Raw genomic sequence first — 20,726 nt, 5'->3', positions numbered from 1 at the left:
GGTCGGTCTCGGGACGGGTCAACGGTCATCGGCGTACGCCGGCAAGGCCCTCGGGCGTCGCGTAGCGCTCGAGGTAGGCGGTGACGAGCGCGATGCCCTCCTCGACCATGGCCTCGTCGCCGTCGAGCGACTGCTCGAACGCGAGCTGGAACACCCGGTCGCCGACCTCGACGGCCAGCAGCGCGGCCGAGGCGGGGAGGTCCGGTCGCGCGAGGCCGCCCTCCACCGCGAACGACTGCAAGGTCTCGGCGATGCGGGCGTTGTGCTCGCGGCCGAACCTGTGGACGGCGACGTTGGTGCGACCGCGCAGGTAGATCTCCACGAACGCCGGCCGCCGGTGGTAGACCCGGACGAAGGCCCGCATGGTCGTGCGCACCAGGCTCGCCACCGAGAGCACCTCGACCGCGGCGAGGTCCTCGGCGACCTGGGCGTCCATCTCGTCCATGTCGCGCTGGGCGAGCGCGAGCATGACGTCCTCCTTGTCGGAGAAGTACTGGTAGAGCGAGGCGACCGGCGCACCCGCGGCCTCCGCGATGTCGCGGGTGGTCACCGCCTCCACCCCGTGGTCGATCACGAGCCGCGCCGCCGCGTCGAGGAGGCCCTCGACGCGGCGGCGGCTGCGCTCCTGGCGGGGGACCCGTCGCTTCGGGGTGGTCGTCGGGGTCGCGCCAGGCATACGGCGAGTGTAGAGTACGAACACGAATGTGACACACGTTCACATCTGGACGCTCCAGGAGCCGCCGTGACCCAGCCCCTGCCCTCCACCCCTCTCGGGATCCCGCTCTCGCGCCGGCTGCTGCTCGGCGGCGCCTCGCTCGGCGGGCTCGCGCTCGGCACCGGCGCGCTGCACGACGCGGTGGCCGCCGGCTCGCGCCAGGGATCGCTGCCGCGCCAGGTCGACGTCGTCGTGGTCGGCGGCGGCATCTCCGGCCTGGTCGCCGCGCGCGACGTGGCCCGGGGCGGCCACGACGTACTCCTCCTCGAGGCCCGCGACCGCGTCGGCGGCCGGGTCCTCAACCACCACCTGACCCAGGGCGGCGGCGAGACCATCGAGTCCGGTGGCGCGTTCGTCGGCCCGACCCAGGACCACATCCTGCGGCTCGCGCGGGAGCTGAAGGTGCCGACGTTCGCCGAGTACAACACCGGCAACAGCGTCTACATCTCCTCGCTGACCGGACGGACGGAGTACTCCGGGACGGTGCCGCCCGACCCGACGATCCTGCCGGACGCCGCGGTCCTGCTGACCCGCATCGACAACATGGCCGCGGAGATCGACGTCGCCGCGCCCTGGGCCCACGCGAGCGCCGCCGACTGGGACGCGATGAGCCTCGGGGAGTTCATCCGCCGCAACAGCCTCAACCCCGACGGTGTCGGCAACCTGATCAAGTCCTGGACGCAGCCGGGCTTCGGCGCCGATCCCGACGAGCTCTCGCTGCTGTTCGTGCTCTGGTACGTCGCGTGCTCGGGCAACGAGCGCAACGTCGGCACGTTCTCCCGCAACTCCGACACCGCGAACGGCGCGCAGGAGCGCCGCTTCGTCGGTGGCTCGCAGCTCGTGCCGATCCGGCTCGCCCGCAAGCTCGGCGACATCGTCGCCCTGCGGGCACCCGTGCGCCGCATCGAGCAGCGCGACCACCGCGTGGTCGTGCACACCGCGCGTGGCACCGTCACCGCCCGCCGGGCGATCGTCGCCGCGCCGCCGCCGCTGGTGCTCGACATCGACTGGTACCCCCGGCTCCCCACCTCGCGCCTGCAGCTGTTGCGCCACCTCGACATGGGTCAGCTGATGAAGTGCGACGCGATCTACGAGCGGCCCTTCTGGCGCGACGCCGGGCTCAACGGGTTCGGCATCAGCGACTCGGGTGCGGCGCGCGCGGTGTTCGACAACTCACCCAAGGACGGCACGCCCGGCGTGCTGCTCGCGTTCGTCGGTGGCGCGACCTGGCGCGAGTACGGACCGCAGCCGTTGGCCGCGCGCCGGCAGGCGGTCCTGGAGGGCTTCGCGGCGATGTTCGGCGAGCAGGCGCTGCACCCGGTCGACTACGTCGAGCACGACTGGACCAAGGAGCAGTGGACCCGCGGTGCGCCGACCGCGTTCCACGCGCCCGGGACGATGGTGCGGTTCGGACCAGCGATCCGCCAGCCGTTCGGCCGCGTGCACTGGGCCGGCACCGAGACCTCGACGTACTGGAGCGGCTACATGGACGGCGCCGTGCGGGCCGGCGAGCGCGCCGCGATCGAGGTCCGGGACCGCCTGTGAGGCGGCTGCCGGCCGTCCTCGCCGCCGCCGCGCTGGCGCTGGCCTGCTGGTCGCCCGCCATGTCGGCGACCGGGGAGCCAGGCGACACCCGGGTCTTCTCGCTGGTGCCGGCACCGGGCTTCCCGGCGTACGTCCACGTGCACACCAACGGTCGCGTGTACGCCGGTAGCTACACCGATTCCGGCAGCACGGCGCCGTCACGGGTCTTCGAGTGGCGCGCCGACGGCACCCTGCTGCGCAGCTGGGCCGTGCCCGGGCAGCGCCTCGACCAGGACCACGGCGTCCAGGTCGCGAACCAGACCCACGACGGCAGGCTGGTGCTGCTGGAGACCTCGACCGCCTCGGTGCTGACGCTCGACGTGACCACGGGGCGGTTCCGGCGGGTCGTGCGGTTCCCCGACGGCGCGGTGCCCAACTACGCGACCTGGGGACCGGGCGGCGCCCTGTTCGTCACCGACTACGCCGAGGGCGTGATCTGGAAGGTGCCGCACGGGTCACGGACGCCGCGGCGCTGGTTCAGCTCACCGGCGCTGACCGGCGCGATCGAGTTCGGCACGACCGGCATCCGCTACCGGCCCGCCCGCCACGACCTGCTCATCACCCAGCAGACCGTCAGCGACGGCAGCACGCTGCCCACCAATGGCGCGCTCTACCGGCTGCCACTGGGGCCACATGGCGGCCCCGGCGAGATCGAGACCATCTGGACCTCCCAGCCCGGCGACCTGCCCGACGGCTTCGGCATCGGCCGGTCCGGGCACGTGTACGTCGCGCTCGCGGGTCTGTCCAACCAGCTCGTCGAGCTGACCGCGCACGGCGAGGAGGTCCGCCGCTACGGCACCGCGCTCACCGGCGACAACGGCTCGCCGATCCCGTTCGACACCCCGTGCAGCGCCACGTTCCTGGGGCGCAGCGTGCTGGTCGCCAACCAGTCCGCCGTCGCCGGCGACGCCACCCACCAGGCGATCCTCGACGTCCGCGTGGGCGAACCCGGGCGTGCGCCGTACCTGCCTCGCCGCGCGGGCTTCTGAGACGGGCGCCCGCTAGCCTGCGGGACGTGAGCGCGCTGGCGGGGCTGGTCGACAAGGGGCTGATGGCGACGGACTGGGCGCAGGCGCTGGCGCCGGTCGACGACCAGGTCGCGGCGATGGGGCGCTTCCTGCGCGAGGAGCTCGCGGCAGGGCGGCCCTATCAGCCCACCGGCGAGCGCGTCTTCCGGGCGTTCCAGCGCCCACTCGCGGACGTGCGCGTACTGATCGTCGGCCAGGACCCCTACCCCAATCCGGAGCATCCGATCGGACTCAGCTTCGCGGTGCGCCGCGACGTGTGGCCCCTGCCGCCCAGCCTGGTGAACATCTACACCGAGCTCCGCGACGACCTCGGCATCGTGCCGCCTCGACACGGCGACCTGACGGCGTGGGCGGACCAGGGCGTGATGCTGCTGAACCGGAGCCTGACCGTGCGGCCAGGCGCCTCGAACAGCCACCGCGGCAAGGGGTGGGAGCCGATCACGGCATGCGCGATCCAGGCGCTCGCCCAGCGCGGCGGACCGCTGGTCGCGATCCTCTGGGGCAGCGACGCGCGCAACCTCAAGCCGATGCTCGGCGACCTCCCGGTCGTGGAGTCTCCGCACCCGTCACCGCTCTCGGCCTACCGCGGGTTCTTCGGCTCCCGGCCGTTCAGCCGGGTCAACGCGCTCCTCGAGGAGCAGGGCGCCCCGCCCGTGGACTGGCGTCTGGGCTGAGCGGGACCTTCGGCCCGGGCGCGCCCGGGAACGCGGACCCTAGCGTCAGGAACGTGGACGACGTACGCCGCATCGGCACCGCGCTCCTCGCTCTCGTGGCGGTCACGGTCTTCGGGACCGTGGGCTACCTGCTGCTGGGCTTCAGCCTGCTGGAGGCGACGTACCAGACGGTCACCACGGTCGCGACCGTCGGCTTCCGCGAGGTGCGGCCGCTGTCGTCGACCGGGCAGGTCTTCACGATGGGTCTGATCCTGGTCGGGGTCGGCACCGTGCTCTACAACCTCGGCGTGATCCTCGAGGCGGTCACCGAGGGCCACCTGCGCCAGACCCTGGAGAGGCGTCGCATGGACAAGACGATCGCCGCACTGCGCGGCCACGTGATCATCTGCGGCTACGGGCGGGTCGGCCGGGCGGCGGCCGACTTCCTGCGGTCCACCGGGGAGACCGTGGTGCTCGTCGACAGCGACGCCACCCGGTTCGACGGGCTGGACCCGCACGTGCTGCACCTCGTCGGCGACGTCACGGAGGACCCGACGCTGATGGCCGCGGGCATCGCGACCGCCCGCGCGGTCGTGGTCTCGCTGGAGTCCGACGCCGACACTATGTTCGCCACGCTCTCGGCGCGGGCGCTACGCCCGGACGTCGTGATCGTGGCGAGAGCGCGCACCTCGGGCTCCAAGACCAAGCTCGAGCTCGCGGGCGCCACCCGGGCCGTGAACCCGCAGCGCTCCGGCGGCCGGCGGATGGCGGCATTCGCACTCCAGCCGGACGTCGCCGAGTTCCTCGACGTCGTCATGCACGAGGAGAGCCTCGTGTGGCGGTTCCAGCAGGTGCTGATCGAGCCGAGCTCGGCCCTCGCCGGACGCCGCCTCGGCGAGCTGGCGCTGCGCGAGCGCACGGGCGCACTGCTTCTCGCGGTGCGGCGTACGCCGGACGGGCAGGTCGAGCCGAACCCGCTCGACGACCTCGTGATCCCGGCCGGCGCCGTCCTCGTCGCGCTCGGCACCCAGCCGGAGCTGGAGGCGCTCGCCGCCCTCGCGCGCTGAGCCTCGGCGGGCTATCCTCGAGGAATAAGTTGAATCTCGAACTACTTGAGGTGGACATGGACGATGCCCGCATGCCAGCGCTCTACCTCGGGCACGGCGCTCCCCCACTCCTCGACGACCCGGTGTGGTCGGGGCAGCTCGCGACCTGGGCGCGAGACCTCCCCCGCCCCAAGGCGATCCTCATCGTCAGCGCCCACTGGGAGTCGGCGCCGGTCAGCCTCAGCGCCAGCGGCGCGCCGCTGGTGTACGACTTCGGCGGCTTCGACGCCAGGTACTACCGGATGACCTACGAGACCCCGGACGCCACCGCACTCGCCCAGCGGATCGCGGCGATGATGCCGGCCGGTGAGCCCGTGCACCAGCACGCCAGCCGCGGCCTCGACCACGGCGCCTGGGTGCCGCTGAAGATCATGTACCCCGACGCCGACGTACCGGTCCTGCAGATGTCGCTGCCCACGCACGACCCGGTCCGGCTGATGCGCCTGGGTGAGCGGCTCCGGCCGCTGCGCGACGAGGGTGTGCTGATCATCGGCTCGGGTTTCCTCACCCACGGCCTGCCGTTCCTCAAGGAGTGGCGCATCGACGCCGCCGCACCGGGCTGGTCGACGGACTTCGACGCCTGGGCGGGCGAGGCACTCGCGCGCGGCGACGTCGACGAGCTCGCGAACTACCGCGCGCACGCTCCTGGCATGCCCTACGCCCACCCGACGGTCGAGCACTACACGCCACTCTTCGTGACCCTCGGTGCCGCCTCCGACCCGACCGAGCCGGGCCTGCAGGTCATCGACGGGTTCTGGATGGGGCTCTCGAAGCGCTCGCTGCAGGTGGCCTGACCTCGCGGGCTGCCCTCAGGGCAGCCGTACGTCGGCGACCGGGACCGTGTGGTCGGTGATCTCGTCGAGCACCCCGCCGTCGGCGAAGCGGAGGTCGGACCACTGCATCGACGGGCTCCCGAAGAGCCAGTCCACGTGCATCACCGACGGCGGACGACAGCCCTCGGCCTGGCTGTAGGAGCCGCCGTTCGCGGCGCGCAGGTCGGTGCTCGCGGCGACCGCGCAGAAGAAGTCGGCGTGGGCGTTCATGTCGCCGGTGACCACCACCGGCCGCTTCTTGGCCCGCAGGTCGGTGACCTCCTGCAGCAGCCGGCGAGTCCCGATCCGGCGCTCCCGGGCGCCGGCCTTGCCCCCGCCGGCCGTCATGTGGGTGCTGATCACCCAGACCCGGCGCCCGGTGCGGCGGTGGCTCAGCAGCACCACCGGCTGCTCGCGCACCTGGTCGCCGTCGAAGGGGATCGTGAAGGTGTGTGCCTTCACCAGGGTCCAGATCCCGGGCCGCCAGGCCACCGACTGGGCGGTCTGCGAGTTCGTCGACGACCACGGGCTCGGGTAGGACTGCCAACGGCCGTCGCGGGCGAGCGTGCGCAGCTGGTCGAGCTGGCCCTCCTGCAGGCCGGCGACGCTGATCTTCTCGCTCTCCAGCCACCGGGCGGCCATCCGGGCGCGCACCCGGCCGTTGCGCCAGTTCTTCGCGTGCACGGTGTGGTTGGAGCCGAGCACGTTGAACGACGCCACCCGGAACGACACGGGCTCCCGCGTCGGGGCAGCGGCCGGCCGCGCCTGCACGGTCGGACCGGTCACGACGAGACCGAGGAGGACGGCCACGACGGTGCCGACGACGGCTGCAGGGCGGGCAGGGAGGACGGGGGTCCGGTGGGACATGAGAGGGCTCCGAGAAGGTGGGCGATGGACGCTCGCTGTATCGGCCGGTCGACCCGACGGCCTGAGGAAGTTGTTCAACCATCACCCACATGGGTGAGGTCGTGCAAGCTCGCGACGCTCGTTCGCCGACGCGTGATCGCCCCCGGGGTCTACCTGATGCCCGTCTTGCGCATCAGGCGCAGCCCGCTGATCATCCCCTTGACGTACTTGTCGTAGTCCTGGCCGGGCTTGGCGCCCATCACCTGCTTCTTGAGCACCGCCAGGTTCTGCACGTCGGTGTACTTGAGCAGGCCCTGGTCGCCGTGCCGCGCACCGACACCCGACTGCTTGACCCCGCCCGACGGCGTGCCCTTCGAGGCGAACGCGGTGGCGAGGATGTCGTTGACGTTGACGTTGCCCGACTCGATCCTCATGCCCACCTGGCAGGCATTGGCGACGTCACCGCCCCACACCGAGGCGTTGAGGCCGTAGTCGGTGTCGTTGGCCAGCGCGACCGCCTCGTCCACGGTGCGGTACTGGTGCAGCGCCACGACCGGCCCGAACGTCTCGGTGACCCCGCAGAGCATGTCCGTCGTGACGCCCTCGAGGATCGTCGGCTCGAAGAACGCCGGCCCGAGGTCGGGCCGGGGCTTGCCGCCAGTGAGCACGGTGGCGCCCTTGGCGACCGCGTCGTCGACGTGCGCCTTGACGCGCTCCATGTGGTCGGGCGAGACGAGCGAGCCCATGTCGGGCCCGAAGTCGTACGACGCCCCGATGGTCAGGGCCTCGGTGGCGGCCACGAACCGGGACTTGAACTCGTCGTACCGCGAAGCCGGCAGGTACATCCGCTCGATGTGCATGCAGATCTGTCCGGTGTTGCCGAACGCCCCGAAGATCGCGCCGTTGACGACCTCCTCGAGGTCGGCGTCCTCGAGCACGATCATCGGGTTCTTGCCGCCGAGCTCGAGGCAGCAGCCGATCAGGTTGCGCCCGGCCCGCTCGCCGATCACCCGGCCCGTGGCGGTCGAGCCGGTGAACATCACGTAGTTGGCGTTGTCGATCAGGGTCGGACCGACGTCCGGGCCCTCGCCGCAGACCACCTGGAACAGGCCCTTCGGGAGTCCGGCCTCCTCGAGCATCGAGATCCCGTAGAGCGGTGAGAGCGCGGTCTTGTTGTCGGGCTTGAGCACGATCGCGTTGCCGGCCATCAGGGCCGAGATCGAGTCGGAGATGCCCGTGGCGAACGGGAAGTTCCAGGGGGCGATGATGCCGACGACGCCCTTGGGCTGGCGGATCTCGGTGGAGCTCGACACGAACGGCACCGGGCCGCCGCGCTTGACCGGCTTGAGCAGGTGCGGCGCCCGCCTGAGGTAGTGGCTCATCACCATCACCGGGTCGCAGGTCTCCTCGATCGCCATCCGGCGGTTCTTGCCGCTCTCGACCTGGATCAGGTCGGTCGTGGTCTGCGCGTTGTCGAGGAACAGGCTGTGGGCGCGCTTGAACACCTCGAGCCGATCCTTGAGCGGCCGCGCCGCCCACGACCGCTGCGCCTCGCGGGCGGTGGCGAACGCCTCCTCGATGTCCGCGGGCGTCGACTGCGGCAGCTCGACGAGCACGTCGCCGGTGTAGACCTCGGTGAGCTTCCACGTGCCACCGCTGGTCGAGGGGACCCGCGAGACGAGCTTCTCGAGGAACGCGTCGGTGATCGATGCCGGTCGCTGCAGGGCCATCGTGATCACGCCCGTCCGAGAACGAAGTCTGCGCCGCGCTCGCCGATCATGATCGCCGGCGCGTTGGTGTTGCCGCCGGTGATCGACGGCATGACCGAGGCGTCGCAGACCCGGAGGCCCTCGATGCCGCGGACCTTGAGGTCCGGAGTGACCACCGACAGCTCGTCGGTGCCCATCCGGCAGGTGCCGACGCCGTGGTAGACCGACGTCGCCCGGTTGAGGATCGCGTCGCGCAGCTGCTGACCCCTGAGGTTCGCGCCGGGATGGATCTCCTCCTTGACCGCGCCGCCGAATGCCGCGCCGCCCATGATCTCGCGGACCATCTCCGAGCCCTCGGCCAGGACCTCGAGGTCGCCGGGGTCCGCGAGGTACTGGAAGTCGATGAGCGGTGCCGCGGTCGGGTCCCCGGACGCCAGACGCAGCGTGCCGCGGCTGCGCGGGTAGATCAGCGTCGAGAGCAGCGTGATCGAGGTCCGCGGGTCGACGTCGTGGCGGATCGGCTCGTCCTGGTTCGGCGAGACGTAGGACCAGGGCAGCAGGTGGAGCTGGAGGTCCGGCACGTCGGTCGCCTGCGACGTACGCAGGAAGGCAACGGCCTCGAACACGGAGTTGGCCATGAACGTCTTGCCCGGCCGCACCGCCTCCTTGAGCACGCCCTTGCCGAAGAAGAACGCGTTGCCGCGCATCTTCGACGACGTCACGTGGAAGGTCAGCGCGTGGAACAGGTGGTCGTGCAGGTTGTCGCCGACCGGGAGGTCGGCGAGCACGTCGATGCCGTGGTCGCGCAGGTGCTGGGCGTGGCCGATGCCGGAGAGCATGAGGATCTGCGCCGAGCCCACGAACCCGGCCGAGAGGATGACCTCCTTGCCGGCCCGGACCGTACGCCGGGTGCCGTCCTTGTCCGTCACCTCGACCCCCGTCGCCCGGCCGTTCTCGACCACGACCTTGGTGACCAGGACCTCGGTCTGCAGCTGCAGCGTCGGGACGTCGAGGTGGTGGATGTAGCCGCGCGAGGCGCTGTAGCGCAGGCCGCCGGCGGCGTTCTGCTGCATCCGGCTCACGCCCTCCTGCGACTCCGCGTTGTAGTCGTCGAGGACCTTCACACCGAGCACGTCGGAGGTCGCCTGGATGAACTGGAGCGACCCCTCCTGCGGCGCGGCGTTGCGGGTGACCTTGATCGGCCCGCCGGCACCGCGGTAGTCGTTGGCACCGCCCTCGAAGTCCTCCATGCGCTTGTAGGCCGCGTTGACCTCGTCTGCAGACCAACCGGTGCAGCCCTCGGCGGCCCAGGAGTCGTAGTTGGCGCGGTTGCCCCGGACGTAGACCATGCCGTTGATCGAGCTGGAGCCGCCGACGACCTTGCCGCGCGGCACCGGCATCTTGCGGTCGAGGATGTGCTTCTGCGGGGTGGAGTAGTAGCCCCAGTCGACCCGCTTCTTGATCTCGGGGACGGAGTGCATCGGCCCGATCATGCCGGGCTTCTTCACCAGGTACTGGTTGTCGCTCTTGCCGGCCTCGAGCACGATCACGCTCGCTCCGGACTGGGCCAGCCGGCCCGCGACAGCAGCGCCCGAGCTGCCGGAGCCGACCACGACGTAGTCGGCTTCATTCTGGTACGGCGCGTTCTTGGCCATGTGTCGAAACCTCGCTGGAGCAGGGCGGCATACCGCAGGAATGTGGGCGCCGCCACACTGTAACGTGTTCTAGTAATGGTGTGCACCCCTCGCACGCATCGGGCGGGGGCCGGGGATCGGCCGCCGGTGCGTCACACTGCGCGGATGCAGATCCTCTCGATCCAGTCCTCGGTGGCCTACGGCCACGTCGGCAACTCGGCCGCGGTCTTCCCGCTGCAGCGACTGGGCCACGAGGTATGGCCGGTGATCACGGTGCACTTCTCCAACCACACGGGGTACGGCGCGTGGCGCGGACCGTTGCTGGACCCCGCCGACGTGCGCGAGGTGATCGCGGGCATCGACGACCGCGGCGCGCTGGGCGTCGACGCGGTCCTGTCGGGCTACCAGGGCGACCCGGCGGTGGGCCAGGTGATCCTCGACGCGGTGGCCCGGGTCAAGGAGCTCAACCCGGACGCGGTCTACTGCTGCGACCCGGTGATGGGCGACGTCGGGCGCGGGATGTTCGTGCGGCCGGGGATCCCGGAGTTCCTGCGCGACACGGTCGTGCCGCGCGCGGACATCGTGACCCCCAACCACTTCGAGCTGGACTTCCTGGCCGGTCGCGCGACCAGCACGCTGGCGGAGGTCGTGGACGCCGCCGACGAGCTGCGCGCGCGGGGGCCCCGCGACGTGCTGGTCACCAGCGTGGTCCACGGCGAGGTGCCCGAGGGCCGCATCGACGTGGTCGCGGTCTCCGACGACGGCGCCTGGGCGGTGGAGACGCCCCTGCTGCCGATCACGCCCAACGGTTGCGGCGACGTCACCGCCGCGCTCTACCTCGCCCACCTGCGGTCGACCGGGTCGGCGGAGACCGCCCTGGCCCGGACGACCTCGTCGGTGTTCGCGATCCTCGAGGAGACGCTGGCCGCAGGAACCCGTGAGATCCAGCTGGTCGCCGCCCAGGAGGCGATCGCCCACCCTCCGGCCCGCTTCGACGTACGCCGGCTGCGCTGAGCCCGGCCACGTCGCCGGTCGGCCGCCATCCCGGCGAACGGTCGAGTCAGCGGGCCGGGTCGCCGGTCCCGTCGGTCGGGACCTTCGCCTCGGGTTACCGAGCGGTAGTCGGACCTAGCGTCGAGGCATGGCTACCCTTCGTCGCCCCGCGCCGGGGCGCGTCGTCGTCGCCTCCGCGACGCTCGCGCTGTTCGCCGGGATCGGGCTGGCCGGGTGCGGGACGGACGTGGCGCTGACCGCCGCCCAGGTCCCCGAGCCGGCTCACGACCGTGCCGACGTCGCATTCGCAGCGGAGATGGTCCCGCACCACGAGCAGGGACTCGAGATGGTCGACCTCGCCGGCGCGCGCGACGTCAGCGCCGGATTCACGGACCTGACCCGGCGGATCGCAGCTGAGCAGGCGGACGACATCGACGAGATGGAGTCCTGGCTGACGACCTGGGGCGAGGAGCCCGCACCCGCTCCCGACCAGACGATGGATGACGACACCCTGACCGACCGCTCGATGACCGGCGCGATGCGCGGGCTGATGCGCACCCGGATGGGTCCATGGGCGCTCGATGCCGACGACCTCGACGCCCTCGGCGGCTGCGGCCCGGCGCGGTTCGAGGACTGCTGGCTGCGGATGATGATCATCCACCACCAGGGCGCGATCTCGATGGCCCGGCACGAGATCGCGCACGGCGAGTACCCGCCCGCGGTCACCCTGGCCGAACACATCGTGATGACCCAGCAGGCCGAGATCGAGGAGATGCGGCGGCTGCTGCGCGACTGATCCGCCGCCGGACGTCATACGGTGGGAGCAGGCGGACGCACTGTCCGCATGACGTCTCGGGGTGGGTCGCCCGAGGACGACGACCTCGGAGCCGGCCCCGAGCCGCGTAGGAGAGTCGAACTCCTGACCGTCCGCTTACAAGGCGGGTGCTCTACCAGCTGAGCTAACGCGGCATGCCCCGACCGAGGTCGAGGCGACGCCACATCGTACGGGGGGCTGTGGCCTCAGCTCATGCCACCGTCGAACGCGAGGATCTCGCCGGTGATCATCCGCGCCTGCGGCGATGCGAGGTAGACGATCGCCGAGCCGATCTCGTCGGGCCGGATCGCGCCGCCGGGCAGCATCATCATCAGCCGGTCGGCCACCCGGGTGTCGAGGTCGTCGGTGAGCTTGTGGAACACCTGCTCGACGATCGGGGTGTCGACGGTGCCGGGGCAGATCGCGTTGACGCGGATGCCTTCGGGCGCGAGCTCGAGCGCGAGGGCTCGGGTCAGCTGGGTCAGCCCGCCCTTGGCGGCGGCGTACGCCGTGGCGTAGGGCTGTGCCTTGTTGCCCGCGACCGACGAGACGTTGACGACGTTGCCGCCGCAGGCCCGCAGGTGCGGGAGCGCCGCCTGGATCAGCATGAACGGGCCCTTGAGGTCGACCGCGTGCACGCGGTCCCACTCCTCCTCGGTGACGGTCTCGATCCGGCCGAACTGCACGATGCCGGCGACGTTCGCCAGCACGTCGATGCGGCCGTCCGCCGCACACGTCTCGACCGCGGCGAGCACGGAGGCGCGGTCACCCACGTTGCACTCGACGTAGGTGACGCCGTCGGGGACGCTCGGTCGGATGTCGAGACCGAAGACGGTGTCGCCGAGGTCGCGGAAGAGCGCCGCGGTGGCGTGGCCGATGCCGGAGGCGGCCCCGGTGACGACGACGACGCGGTTGCCTGGCTCGTTCATGGGCGGCCCTTTCAGGGGCTAGAGGTTGATCGTGAGGTGGTGCTCGAGGACGCCCGATCGCCCGACACCGAACCGGCGCTCGGTGAAGTGCCAGCCGCCGGCGATGGGGCCGGGGGCGAAGGTGTCGACGTACGTGCCGGTGACGATCGGCTGCAGCGGGACGGCGGCCACGGCCTGGAAGACCAGGTACGCCGAGGTCGCGACCACCGAGCCGTCGGCGGCGGGCTCGTCGAAGGTCGTGTTGGCGACGACGTGCTGGGTGCCGGGCGTGCCGTCCTCGTGCAAGCGCACCAGCCCCGAGTACAGCCGCTCGACCTCGCCGGCGCCGGTCGCGAGCACCGTGCCGTCCTCGGTCCGCAGCACGGCGTCGGCCATCAGCGCGCCGACGCCCGCGAAGTCGCCGGCGTCGATGAGCCGGCAGTAGCTGCCCAGCAGCCCCCGGATCCGGTCGCCGTCGGTGAGCTGCACGGCGCGGACGCTACCACCATGCTAGAACACGTTCTAGGTCCACCGCGAGCAACCTGCGACCGCAACCGCGACCGAGCAGGTCCAGGACGTCGGAGCTGGCGGGCCGCGCACCTGGTGGCCCGCGCACGAGCGAGTCGGTAGACCCGCTCGCGGTGGCATAGCCTGGGAAGGTGGCGCTCCGCATCGTGGCCAACCGTCCCGACCCGTCCCTGCTCCAGCTGCCGTGGGACCTGCCGCTGGAGGAGTGGACCGAGCACGTCGTGCCACTTCCTCGCGGTCTCTCGCGGCACGTGGTGCGGATCGTGCGGCTGGGCGACAACACCTACGCGGTCAAGGAGACCGTGGACGAGATGGCGTTCCGGGAGTACCGGCTGCTGCGCGACCTCCAGCGCCTCGGCCTGCCCTCGGTCACCCCCCAGGGCGTCGTGACCGGCCGGGTCGACGAGCACGGCGAGGAGCTGCCCGCCGCGCTGCTCACCGAGCACCTGCAGTTCTCGCTCCCCTACCGCAGCCTGTTCGCCCACGGCCTCACCGCGGCCAACCTGCCCGAGCTGGTCGACGCGATGGTGGTGCTGCTGGTCCGGCTGCACCTGACCGACTTCTACTGGGGCGACGTGTCGCTGTCGAACGTGCTGTTCCGCCGCGACGCCGGCGGGTTCGCGGCGTACCTCGTCGACGCGGAGACCGGTGAGCTCAAGCCGAGCCTGTCCGACAACCTCCGGGAGTACGACGTCACCGTGGCCGTGGAGAACGTCTTCGCGGAGCTGCTCGACCTCCAGGCCAGCGAGTCCCTCGACCACGAGGTCCAGGCGCACGCGATCGTCGACCTGCTGTCCGAGCGCTACCACGCCCTGTGGGACGAGCTGACCCGCCCCGAGGAGTTCTCAAGCGGGGAGCTGTGGCGCATCGAGCGCCGGGTCGAGCGCCTCAACGACCTGGGCTTCGACGTCGACGAGCTCGACATCGTCACCGACTTCAACGGCGACCGGGTGCGCATCCAGCCCAAGGTCGTGGAGCTCGGCCACCACAGCCGTGAGCTGCAGGCACTCACCGGCCTCGACGTCGAGGACGCCCAGGCGCGGCGGATGCTCAACGACATCGCCTCGTTCACCGCCCACTTCGACCTGGGCCGCGAGGACCGCAGCCTGGTCGCGAACAAGTGGCTCACCCAGGTCTACGAGCCGATCATGGCGATGGTGCCGCCGGAGGCCCGGGGCAAGCTCGAGCCGGCCGAGATCTTCCACGAGATGCTGGTGCACCGGTGGTTCCTCTCGGAGAACGCCGGCCACGCCGTGAACATCTTCGAGAGCGCCCGGCACTACATCGACAACTACCTGCTCACGAAGCCCGAGGAGAAGGTCGCCGCCGACGAGGACTGACCCAGGGGTCATCGCCGAGTCGGCGCAACTGCACGCCCAGCAACGCCGAGTCGGCGCAACTGCACGCCTCAGACCGCCGAGTCGGCGCAACTGCACGCCCACGCCTGTGCAGACGCGCCGACTCGACACCCGCACCGCGTGCAGACGCGCCGACTCGACACCCGCACCGCGTGCAGACGCGCCGACTCGACACCCGCACCGCGTGCAGACGCGCCGACTCGACACCCCACCGCATGCAGACGCGCCGACTCGACACCCCTGGTCAGGGGTGGCAGATGCGGCAGGACGTGAGGTGCCCGTTGTCCTCGCCCACCGGGCGCAGGTCGGTGCGGTGGGCGATCAGCGCGCAGTCCCGGCGGTGCATCGTGGTGCCGTCACCGGCGGTCACGGGCAGCGCGGACACGTCGACGCCGTCGTCGCGCTGGCTGGCCGAGCGTGAGGTGACGTCGGCGAGCACGAGCAGGGTGTCGGCCAGGCGCTTGGAGGACTCCTTGCCGTCGGCCGCGATCCGGGCCAGCCAGGCGCCGAAGTAGAGGAACCCACCGGTGAACGTCAGTCCGAGGCCGAGCAGGCCGCCGGAGACGACGTAGGACAGCTGGTCGTACTGGTACGGCGTGTGCGCGGCGCCGTACCAGCCGAGCACGATCACGACCAGGCCGAGGGGCAACAGGATCGCGCCGGCCCAGAACAGGATCAGCTGCAGCAGCTGGTAGTGGTTGTCCTTGAGCGGAGCCGCTCCGGACCCGGTGCGGCTGCCGGCTCGGGGCAGGCCGAGGGAGAGCCGCTGCGCGGGCGCGGACGGGTCCGCCATCTGGGTCGCCATCTGGGGGGTCATCGTGGTCATCGGTCACGCCTTTCGCAGGTCGGGGAGGCCGCTGTCGAGGCCGTGGGTGCAGGAGCCGGAGCCGCCGAGCGCGATCACGCCCACCTTGCGCAGCCAGGTGCCGCCGACGGCGGCCAGGGCGATGCTCGCGACCAGGACCGCCCCGGGGATGGAGTAGAGCGGCGGCAGCCCCGAGCCGGTGAGCTGGGCGTCGCCGAGATCCCCGGCAGCGGACGGCGCACCGCCCGTGGATCCGGGGTCGACGGACGGCGAGCCGCCGGCGGGCAGCGAGCTCCCGCCACCCGCGCCGCCGGTGGCCCCGGAGCTGCCGGGGTCGTTGTCGGGGACGTCTCCGGTCGGGAGGTCGATGCCCTGGACGGTGTCGACCTCGGTGGAGGCGTTGCCCAGGGTGATCACGAACCGCGGGGAGAGCCCGACCAGCGCCTGGAGCAGGCTCTTGAGCTGGGGCGGGTCGCTCGGGAAGGCCCCGACGAGCTCGTCGAGCGGCAGCGCGTCGAGCTGCTTGCGCAGCTTGGAGGTGTCGATCTCGACCACCAGGCCCGCCATGGTGCTGCTGGCCTGGTCACCCTTCTTCTTCAGCCCCGGCTCGGGCAGCGTCAGCTTCACGCCGAGCTGCTCGAGCGCCTTCGCGGCCTGGTCCGGCAGGCCGGGGATGTCGGCGTGCTGGCCGGCCGCCTCGAACCCGTCGGGCCCGAAGGAGAACTCCTGCCCGGCGATCGTGATCCCTCCCAGTGTCGCCTTGCCGGCGGAGGTGCCCTTCACACCGTCGCTCGAGCTGGTGCTGGTCACGACCAGGCCGTTGAGCACGATGGTCCCGCCGAGCAGCGAGACGTCACCGAGGGCCGAGCGTGAGGTCGTGACGACCTTGGCGTCGGTGACGACGTTCTTGCTCGACGAGGTGTAGCCCTCGACGTCGACGAGCGCGGCGAGCTCGGGAGGCAACCCCGGGGCGCCCGGCGTGCCGGGGTCGGTCTGGGGCGCGTCGGCCGCGGCGCCGGCACCGCTCGAGCCGGTGATCGCCTGGCCGAACTGCTGGAGGAGCCCACTGCCGCCGCCGGCGCTCGTGCCGGGCGCTCCCGGGAGACCGGGCAGTGTCGGGAGCCCGGGGATGCTCGGGAGACCAGGAAGGCCGGGGACGCCGGGGGCTCCCCCGCCGCCACCCGATCCGCCGTCCTCGGTGCCGTCCCCGACCTGACCGTCGGGTGAGAACCCCACCTGGGCGATCGTGGTCTTCGCATCGGCGCTGGTGCGCATCACCGAGCCCGGGAACGGCTCGTCGGCCTGCTGGGCCTCACCGGAGGGCTGGGAGGAGTTGACCTGGATCGGGTAGCCCTGGGCCGCGAGCGGCCCGGAGAGCTGCGGTGGCAGCCCGAGGTTCTCGATCACGGTCTTGGCGCCCTCACCGATCGAGTCGCCGGGCCACAGCCAGCTGGCGCGTCCCACCGAGCTCCCCGAGTCGGCCTCCACCTTGGAGTAGGCCAGCTCGAGCTCGAGCTGCGGCGACGCCGGGATCGGGATGGTCGGCTCGTAGACCTCGATCTTCACCGGGGCCGCCCACGCGGTCGAGCTGTAGCCGGAGAACGGCGGCTTGTCCTGGCCGGCGGCCGCGCCGGCGGAGACCGGGAGCACGGCGGCGACGAGGGCCGCCGCCGAGATCGAGAAGAGTGCCGGCTTCATGCTGCGCCTCCGAGGATCACGTCGTCCATGGTCGAGAGAACTTCGGCCGGCTCGCCGCTGGCCACGATCCGGCCGCCGGTCATCACCGCCGCGTAGTCGGACACCCGCAGCGCCGTCCGCGCGAACTGCTCGATGCACAGGATCGAGACCCCGCTCTCGGCGATCTGCGCGACGGTGTCGTAGAGCTCGTCGACGATCAACGGCGCGAGACCCATCGAGAGCTCGTCGAGCAGCAGCAGCGCCGGGTCGGAGGCCAGGGCCCGCGACATCGCGAGCATCTGCTGCTCCCCGCCGGACATCGTGCCCGCGAGCTGGTGGCGGCGCTGGTGGAGCCGCGGGAAGTAGGAGTACGCCGTGTCGAGCACCGCGTCGGCCGAGACCCCGGCGTACGACATCAGCGTGAGGTTCTCCTCGACCGACAGGTTGGGAAACACCGACCGGCCCTCGGGCACCGTGCACAGACCCAGCCGAGCGAGCTCCTCCGGCTCGGCGCCCTGCACGTGCACGCCGCCGAGGTGGATGTCGCCGGAGGTCGGCTTCTTCTGCCCGCTGATGACCTTGACCAACGTGCTCTTGCCGCCGCCGTTGGGGCCCAGCAGCGCCATCACCGCGCCCTTAGGCACCCGCAGGTCGACCCCGCGCAGCACCTCGATGCGGCCGTACGCCGCATGCAGGTCGACGACCTCGAGGATCGGGACGCTCATGCTCGGATCGCCTCCATCTCGCGGGTGAGGTCCGCGGGCGACGGGGCGTCATCCGGCGCGGACTCGGAGTAGCCGAGGTAGGCCTTCTGCACGACCGGGTCGGCGCGCACCTCGGACGGGGCACCGGAGGCGATCACCCGGCCGAAGTCGAGGACGTGGATGTCGTCGCAGACCGACATCACGAGGTCCATGTCGTGCTCGACCATGAGGATGCCGCGACCCTCGGCGGCGAGCTGCGCGAGCAGCTCACCGAACGCGTCGGTCTCGGACTCGTCGAGGCCCGAGGAGGGCTCGTCGAGCAGCAGCAGCTGGGGCTCGGCGGCCAGGCAGCGCGCGAGCTCGAGCAGCCGTGCCACACCGGTGGGGATCGAGTCGGCGCGCTCGCCGGCGTACGCCGCGATGCCGACGCGCTCGAGCAGCCCGTCGACGTCGGCGGAGGCCGGCCGCACCAGGCCGGTGATGCCGCGGTGGATGTCGCGGGCGACCCGGACGTTGTCGCGCACGGTCAGCGAGCCGAAGGCCTCCAGCCGCTGGAAGGTGCGGCCCATCCCCCGCCGGGAACGCCTGTGCACCGGGAGCCGGGTGATGGTCCGCCCGTCGAAGCGCACCTTGCCCTGGTTGGGCCGCTGGAGTCCGCTGATCACGTTGAAGCACGTGGTCTTGCCGGCGCCGTTCGGGCCGATCAGGCCGGTGATCCGGCCCGCCTCGGCAACGAAGGTCGCATGGTCGACGGCCGTCACGCCACCGAACTGGACCACGACGTCCTCGACCTCGAGAAGGGGTCTGTCAGTGCGCATGGGCGGGCACCTCCTGGCTGGGGTTGTCGCCCGCGCGGTGGCCGGCGGGTGGGTCGGCCTCGGGCACGATGAGCACCGACCCGGCCCGCGACTCGGCACGGGAGTCGGCGAGGGGTACGGCGGTCGCGCTGTCGTCCTCGACCCGGGGGCGCGGCAGCGGCAGCAGCGGCACCGCGGTGCGGACCCGGTCGCCCAGGCGGGCGTCGAGGCGGCGGCCGAGACCGAACACCAGGTTGGCCAGGCCGTTGGGGTCGCGCCCGAGCGCGACCGCGCCGAAGCCGAGCACGGCGAAGACCAGGCCGGCCAGCTCGGGCCGGGAGCTCTGCAGCACCGGGAGCAGCATCAGGCCGACCCCGCCCATCGCCGCCCCGGTCACCGACGTCACGCCGCACACGACCGCGAGCAGGAGCAGCGGGAGGCTGTTGAAGAGCTGGAAGTCCGCGGCGCCGATCGTGCCGCGCAGGCCCGCGAACAGACCTCCGGCGAGGCCGGCCATGCCGGCCGAGAGCCCGAACAGCGCGACCCGGAACCACCGCATGTCCAGCCCGAGCGTGCCGCACGCGGCCGGGCTGTCGCGCATCGCGATGAGCAGCCGCCCCAGCACCCCGCGACGCAGCAGCAGCAGGGCGAGCGCCATCAGCACGAAGAACACCGCCATCACGAGCACGTAGCCACCGGTGGAGGTGAACTCGCGGCCCAGCACGGACAGCCGCCGAGCGCGCAGGGTGCCGTTGTAGCCGAACGCGAAGTCGGCCTGGAACACCATCTTGTCCATGAGCACGCCGAACGCCAGCGTCGAGAGCGCGAGGTAGAGGCCCGTCAGCCGCAGCACCGGCAGGGCCACCAGCGCACCCACCCCGGCGGCGATGGCGGCGGCGAGGAACAGCCCGACCAGGTTGGGCTCGTCGAGCTTGGCGTACGCGAGCGCACCGACACCGGCGAACGTGAACTGCGCGAGCGAGACGTGCCCGCCGTACCCGGTGAGCAGCACCAGCGAGAGCATCACCATCGCGTACGTCGCCGCCGTGCCGACCAGCAGCAGGTCGGCGTCGCCCATCGCGACCGTGAGCAGCGCGACCCCGACGAGCAGCACCGCACCCCAGCTGAGCGACTTGGTCAGCGACGGCAGGGGCGCGGACACGATCCCCTTGACCTGACCGATGCGCAGCTGAGCCTGGGGCATCGCGATGATCACCACGAACAGGAACAGCGCGGGCACGACCGCGCGGAGGCCGGCCAGGTTGCCCTCGGAGGGCAGGTAGGCGACCGCGAACGACTGCAGGATGCCCAGCCCCATCGCCCCGACGAACGTGAGCGGCAGGCTCTTGAGCCGGCCGAGCATCGCGGCGGCGTAGGCGTTGATCACGAGCAGCGTCAGGTCGTAGTAGTTGAGCCCGATCACCGGCGTGAGCAGGATGCCGGCGAGCGCGGCCAGCGAGATGCCGATCGCCCAGGCCAGCGACGCGACCCGGTCCGGCTTGCCGCCGAAGAGCCGCAGCAGATCCGGGTTGTCGACCGAGGCCCGCATCGCGGTGCCCACCCGGGTGCGGTTGAGCAGCACGTACAACGCGGCGGCCACCAGCGCGGACAGCGCGATCGTGATGAGCTGGTGGGCGGTGACGTAGGTGCTGCCGAGCTTGACGCCCTTGTCGGCCAGGAAGGGCGCGACCGTGCGCGGGGCCGGTGGCCAGATGTACTGCGCGACCCCGATCAGGCCGACGAAGAGGCCCACGGTGACCACGAGCGAGACGCTGACCGGCCCCTCGCCCAGGCCGCGGGTGACGAACCGCTGCACCAGCCACCCGGTGCCGGGTGCGACCACACCGAGGACCAGCACCAGGGCCAGCCAGGTCGGCATCCCCTGGCGGACGCTGAAGTCCCAGAACGTGAAGGCCATGACCATGCCGAAGGCACCGTGCGCGATGTTGAACACGCGCGTGGTCGTGTAGGTCAGCACCAGCCCACTGGCGGCGATCGCGTACGCCGCGCCCGTGAAGAGGCCGAGGATCGTGAAGGAGAGGATCGAGGACATCG

General features: G+C 71.7%; 19 protein-coding genes and 1 tRNA gene. 8 read left to right on the top strand and 12 right to left on the bottom strand.

From position 1 onward, the window contains the following. Window positions 1–25: 25 nt before the first annotated feature. On the bottom strand, window positions 26–676 hold the full coding sequence (locus AC3ANS_RS02625) for a TetR/AcrR family transcriptional regulator (RefSeq protein WP_488294615.1): 651 nt from the start codon (window positions 674–676) through the stop codon (window positions 26–28). 66 nt (window positions 677–742) lie between these two features. Here AC3ANS_RS02625 and AC3ANS_RS02620 point away from each other — a divergent pair, with 66 nt between their 5' ends. The 5 genes from AC3ANS_RS02620 (at window position 743) to AC3ANS_RS02600 (ending at window position 5,880) form a co-directional block, all read left to right on the top strand. After that, on the top strand, window positions 743–2,260 hold the full coding sequence (locus tag AC3ANS_RS02620) for a flavin monoamine oxidase family protein (RefSeq protein ID WP_488294614.1): 1,518 nt from the start codon (window positions 743–745) through the stop codon (window positions 2,258–2,260). Beyond that, entirely contained in the window at window positions 2,257–3,288 is a 1,032-nt protein-coding gene (locus tag AC3ANS_RS02615) for an SMP-30/gluconolactonase/LRE family protein (RefSeq protein ID WP_488294613.1), read from the top strand. Before AC3ANS_RS02620 ends, AC3ANS_RS02615 begins: the two co-directional genes overlap by 4 nt. Window positions 3,289–3,350: 62 nt before the next feature. Continuing rightward, the gene (locus AC3ANS_RS02610) at window positions 3,351–4,001 is read left to right on the top strand and encodes a uracil-DNA glycosylase (protein ID WP_488296585.1); all 651 of its coding nucleotides are present in this window, start codon (window positions 3,351–3,353) and stop codon (window positions 3,999–4,001) included. Window positions 4,002–4,054: 53 nt separating this feature from the next. After that, window positions 4,055–5,047, top strand: coding sequence for a potassium channel family protein (locus AC3ANS_RS02605; protein ID WP_488294612.1), 993 nt, complete (start codon window positions 4,055–4,057; stop codon window positions 5,045–5,047). Window positions 5,048–5,118: 71 nt separating this feature from the next. Next, a complete protein-coding gene (locus AC3ANS_RS02600; RefSeq protein WP_488294611.1) occupies window positions 5,119–5,880 on the top strand; it encodes a dioxygenase family protein in 762 nt (253 codons plus the stop codon). A gap of 15 nt (window positions 5,881–5,895) precedes the next feature. Here AC3ANS_RS02600 and AC3ANS_RS02595 read toward each other — a convergent pair whose 3' ends face one another. The 3 genes from AC3ANS_RS02595 to AC3ANS_RS02585 all read right to left on the bottom strand — a co-directional run bounded on the left by AC3ANS_RS02595 (window position 5,896) and on the right by AC3ANS_RS02585 (window position 10,108). After that, entirely contained in the window at window positions 5,896–6,765 is an 870-nt protein-coding gene (locus tag AC3ANS_RS02595) for an endonuclease/exonuclease/phosphatase family protein (protein ID WP_488294610.1), read from the bottom strand. Between the two features lie 149 nt (window positions 6,766–6,914). Continuing rightward, window positions 6,915–8,474, bottom strand: coding sequence for a succinic semialdehyde dehydrogenase (locus AC3ANS_RS02590; RefSeq protein ID WP_488294609.1), 1,560 nt, complete (start codon window positions 8,472–8,474; stop codon window positions 6,915–6,917). Window positions 8,475–8,479: 5 nt separating this feature from the next. Continuing rightward, window positions 8,480–10,108 (bottom strand): GMC family oxidoreductase, encoded by a 1,629-nt coding sequence (locus AC3ANS_RS02585; protein ID WP_488294608.1) that lies wholly within the window; start codon window positions 10,106–10,108, stop codon window positions 8,480–8,482. Window positions 10,109–10,252: 144 nt separating this feature from the next. Between AC3ANS_RS02585 and pdxY the strand changes: the two genes are divergently transcribed. Beyond that, window positions 10,253–11,101: a pyridoxal kinase PdxY gene (gene pdxY / locus AC3ANS_RS02580; protein ID WP_488294607.1), complete on the top strand. Its 849-nt coding sequence runs from the start codon at window positions 10,253–10,255 to the stop codon at window positions 11,099–11,101. Window positions 11,102–11,228: 127 nt separating this feature from the next. Continuing rightward, complete coding sequence (locus AC3ANS_RS02575) at window positions 11,229–11,876, top strand: DUF305 domain-containing protein (RefSeq protein WP_488294606.1); 648 nt, start codon at window positions 11,229–11,231, stop codon at window positions 11,874–11,876. A gap of 100 nt (window positions 11,877–11,976) precedes the next feature. On the opposite strand, the gene AC3ANS_RS02570 is transcribed toward AC3ANS_RS02575, so the two are convergent. The 3 genes from AC3ANS_RS02570 to AC3ANS_RS02560 form a co-directional block, all read right to left on the bottom strand. Next, window positions 11,977–12,049: transfer RNA gene (locus tag AC3ANS_RS02570), tRNA-Thr, on the bottom strand. Window positions 12,050–12,100: 51 nt separating this feature from the next. Beyond that, the gene (locus AC3ANS_RS02565; RefSeq protein WP_488294605.1) at window positions 12,101–12,823 is read right to left on the bottom strand and encodes an SDR family NAD(P)-dependent oxidoreductase; all 723 of its coding nucleotides are present in this window, start codon (window positions 12,821–12,823) and stop codon (window positions 12,101–12,103) included. An 18-nt stretch (window positions 12,824–12,841) separates the two neighbouring features. Further along, on the bottom strand, window positions 12,842–13,291 hold the full coding sequence (locus AC3ANS_RS02560) for a nuclear transport factor 2 family protein (protein ID WP_488294604.1): 450 nt from the start codon (window positions 13,289–13,291) through the stop codon (window positions 12,842–12,844). Between the two features lie 170 nt (window positions 13,292–13,461). Between AC3ANS_RS02560 and AC3ANS_RS02555 the strand changes: the two genes are divergently transcribed. Beyond that, complete coding sequence (locus tag AC3ANS_RS02555; protein WP_488294603.1) at window positions 13,462–14,670, top strand: DUF4032 domain-containing protein; 1,209 nt, start codon at window positions 13,462–13,464, stop codon at window positions 14,668–14,670. Between the two features lie 262 nt (window positions 14,671–14,932). On the opposite strand, the gene AC3ANS_RS02550 is transcribed toward AC3ANS_RS02555, so the two are convergent. The 5 genes from AC3ANS_RS02550 to AC3ANS_RS02530 are packed head-to-tail and all read right to left on the bottom strand — an operon-like array spanning window position 14,933 to window position 20,724. After that, window positions 14,933–15,514 (bottom strand): hypothetical protein, encoded by a 582-nt coding sequence (locus AC3ANS_RS02550; RefSeq protein WP_488294602.1) that lies wholly within the window; start codon window positions 15,512–15,514, stop codon window positions 14,933–14,935. Window positions 15,515–15,517: 3 nt separating this feature from the next. Then, window positions 15,518–17,191, bottom strand: coding sequence for a hypothetical protein (locus tag AC3ANS_RS02545; RefSeq protein WP_488294601.1), 1,674 nt, complete (start codon window positions 17,189–17,191; stop codon window positions 15,518–15,520). Continuing rightward, on the bottom strand, window positions 17,188–17,895 hold the full coding sequence (locus AC3ANS_RS02540; RefSeq protein ID WP_488294600.1) for an ABC transporter ATP-binding protein: 708 nt from the start codon (window positions 17,893–17,895) through the stop codon (window positions 17,188–17,190). The genes AC3ANS_RS02545 and AC3ANS_RS02540 overlap by 4 nt, the downstream gene beginning before the upstream one ends. Continuing rightward, window positions 17,892–18,692, bottom strand: a complete 801-nt coding sequence (locus AC3ANS_RS02535; RefSeq protein ID WP_488294599.1) for an ABC transporter ATP-binding protein — start codon at window positions 18,690–18,692, stop codon at window positions 17,892–17,894. Before AC3ANS_RS02535 ends, AC3ANS_RS02540 begins: the two co-directional genes overlap by 4 nt. Continuing rightward, entirely contained in the window at window positions 18,682–20,724 is a 2,043-nt protein-coding gene (locus tag AC3ANS_RS02530) for a branched-chain amino acid ABC transporter permease (RefSeq protein ID WP_488294598.1), read from the bottom strand. Before AC3ANS_RS02530 ends, AC3ANS_RS02535 begins: the two co-directional genes overlap by 11 nt. Window positions 20,725–20,726: the final 2 nt, after the last annotated feature.

The organism is Nocardia sp. 149-1B (genome assembly GCF_057747975.1).
This window is presented reverse-complemented; position numbering and strand designations above follow the sequence as displayed.